Annotated in this window: 3 protein-coding genes; all 3 read right to left on the bottom strand. The window is 23.3% G+C overall.

Annotated features, from left to right (window positions below; all coding sequences use genetic code 11):
* Positions 1–64: 64 nt before the first annotated feature.
* The 3 genes from A500_RS20660 to A500_RS01160 are packed head-to-tail and all read right to left on the bottom strand — an operon-like array spanning position 65 to position 1,910.
* Positions 65–724 carry a hypothetical protein gene (locus A500_RS20660; RefSeq protein ID WP_016205771.1) on the bottom strand — a complete coding sequence of 220 codons (660 nt, stop codon included), beginning with the start codon at positions 722–724 and terminating at the stop codon, positions 65–67.
* Positions 673–1,212: a hypothetical protein gene (locus tag A500_RS01165; protein ID WP_198010565.1), complete on the bottom strand. Its 540-nt coding sequence runs from the start codon at positions 1,210–1,212 to the stop codon at positions 673–675. Before A500_RS01165 ends, A500_RS20660 begins: the two co-directional genes overlap by 52 nt.
* A gap of 56 nt (positions 1,213–1,268) precedes the next feature.
* Positions 1,269–1,910, bottom strand: a complete 642-nt coding sequence (locus A500_RS01160) for a hypothetical protein (RefSeq protein ID WP_040436397.1) — start codon at positions 1,908–1,910, stop codon at positions 1,269–1,271.
* Positions 1,911–2,011: the final 101 nt, after the last annotated feature.

Raw genomic sequence — 2,011 nt, 5'->3', positions numbered from 1 at the left:
GAGTTTCATCAATCATTTTACATTTCTAATTTTTAATTTTCAATTATTAAAACTCCTGTTAAGGTTAAAAAGGAATGTCGTTATCTACAGCAACTTCATAAAGTGAGTCTTCAATATTTGAGTAAATACTAGGAATATATTTACTCAAATCAATTGATTTTTTATACTTTTTAGTATTACATATTATTGAACTAATCTGTCTTTTGTTGCAGTGACTATCAATTGACAGTAGTTCTTCAGTTTTGTAATAGTTAACTAATAAATTATATTGTCCTTCTGTTAAATTTGTAAGATTAAGTTCGGAGAAGCATTTAGTTCTAGTTATAATATTATTTTTCAGTAATTCTGAAAAAAGAGTAAATTGTTCTATATCTACATTTATTAGTTTAGATAGTTCTAAATTTTTTAAGTCTTCTTTTTCAAAATAATTCTCAAACATAGTTATTAGTTTATAAGTATTATTTAATTGAAGTGGAGATAAAGACTGCAATGTGTTGATAGTTGCTTTAGTTTTATCTTTAATAATATTAATTTCTGAAAAATCATTTATATTAAATGTATATCTATTTTTGTACCAAGTCTCTACTAAATTTTTAAGTAGTATATTATTCCTTATGTTAATTGCCCATTCAGTTAAGTCTTTACCATAGAATGAATCTATTTGTATTATATTTAAGTTTTTAAATCCATAATCATATAATTGATGACATAATTTGTAGGACATTTCCTTTCCGGTGTTAGAGTTGCTATTATAGTCATTATCAAAAAGATATTTAAGGTAATATCTTTTCCAAAAAATTTATTAATTAATCCAATTTGAGTAATTGAAAGATTAACCCCCATAGAAGATATGGCAGGGTATCCAAGTGATTCTAATTTAATAGCATCAACTATAGATTCTGTAATCCACAATTCTTTAGGTTGTTTGTCTTTAACTTTATTAAGATTATATAAGAAATTACCTTTATTAAATTCTATAATTGTACCATCATCATTAAAATCAGTAACAAGCAACCATTTAGTATTATGATTTTTATCTATTGATCTACATAAGTATCCTACTACAGTATTACTAAAGTGATCTTTTATTGGAAATAAGATTCTATTTAATATTCCAGAAAATGATTTGCTAGGAAGATAATCTGGTTTAGTTATTAAGAATAAATCATTATCAACATAATCAACTTCTGATAAGTTATATTGATCACTCATAAAGTTACAAAGAAGTTCTTTGTTAATGAACTTTGATGAGTTTTTACAAAATGATATTAATTTACTACTAGAAGCATTATTGAGTGATTTAATATATTTAGGCATGCCATATTTTTTATTTCTTCTTGTTCTAGTTTAGTAAGTTCTTGATCTAATAATACTTTGTTATTGGCATCAGATTTGATAATAATATTTTCAGTAGACTTTTCAACTTTATTATCTTTAAAGTTACAATATCCATTAGGTAGTAATGAAATATCATAGTAATCTTTTGTAATATAAGAGCCAGTAATTTCAAACTTATTTATAATTGCTAATTTAGTTTTAGACTTATAATCTTCTACATCAAAAAATGGTAAGTTTATATTAGTAAAATTATTAGTAGCATATATTTTAGCATCATTAAGAGTTTTTAAATTACTAGCCAAACGAATAAATTCTAATAAAGTGCCTGTTGAATTACAGGAATGGCATTTGAAACCTTTATTTGTAAATTGTAAAGAGGTATTGTTATCTCCATTATGAATTATGCATTTACAGCGATTTTTGTGTATTTCTTGAATGTTATAATGCAGCATTATTTTTTGTGGAGTTAGGCTATCATGTATTAAATCCTCAATTTCGTTTAAGTACTGATATAATAATCCACATTTTCCTTTCATTAAGTTATCAACTAAATTTTCTAGTTTTTTATTCATATTATCATCCTCCTAAAATTAATTTGTATTTTATATAACATAAGATTTTAAAAATATAGTAATTAAAATATTTTTTATTAATCTAGATATGTTTTATATCA

Origin of the sequence: Clostridium sartagoforme AAU1, assembly GCF_000401215.1 — a bacterium.
Lineage (GTDB): Bacteria > Bacillota > Clostridia > Clostridiales > Clostridiaceae > Clostridium > Clostridium sartagoforme.
Note: the sequence above shows the minus strand (reverse complement) of the source record. Positions and strands in the feature narration are given on the sequence as shown.

Excerpts from the sequence above, each read along its gene's own strand:
- A500_RS20660 (WP_016205771.1), bottom strand. The coding sequence starts at position 724 with ATGTCCTACAAATTATGTCATCAATTATATGATTATGGATTTAAAAAC.
- A500_RS01165 (WP_198010565.1), bottom strand. The coding sequence starts at position 1,212 with ATGAGTGATCAATATAACTTATCAGAAGTTGATTATGTTGATAATGAT.
- A500_RS01160 (WP_040436397.1), bottom strand. The coding sequence starts at position 1,910 with ATGAATAAAAAACTAGAAAATTTAGTTGATAACTTAATGAAAGGAAAA.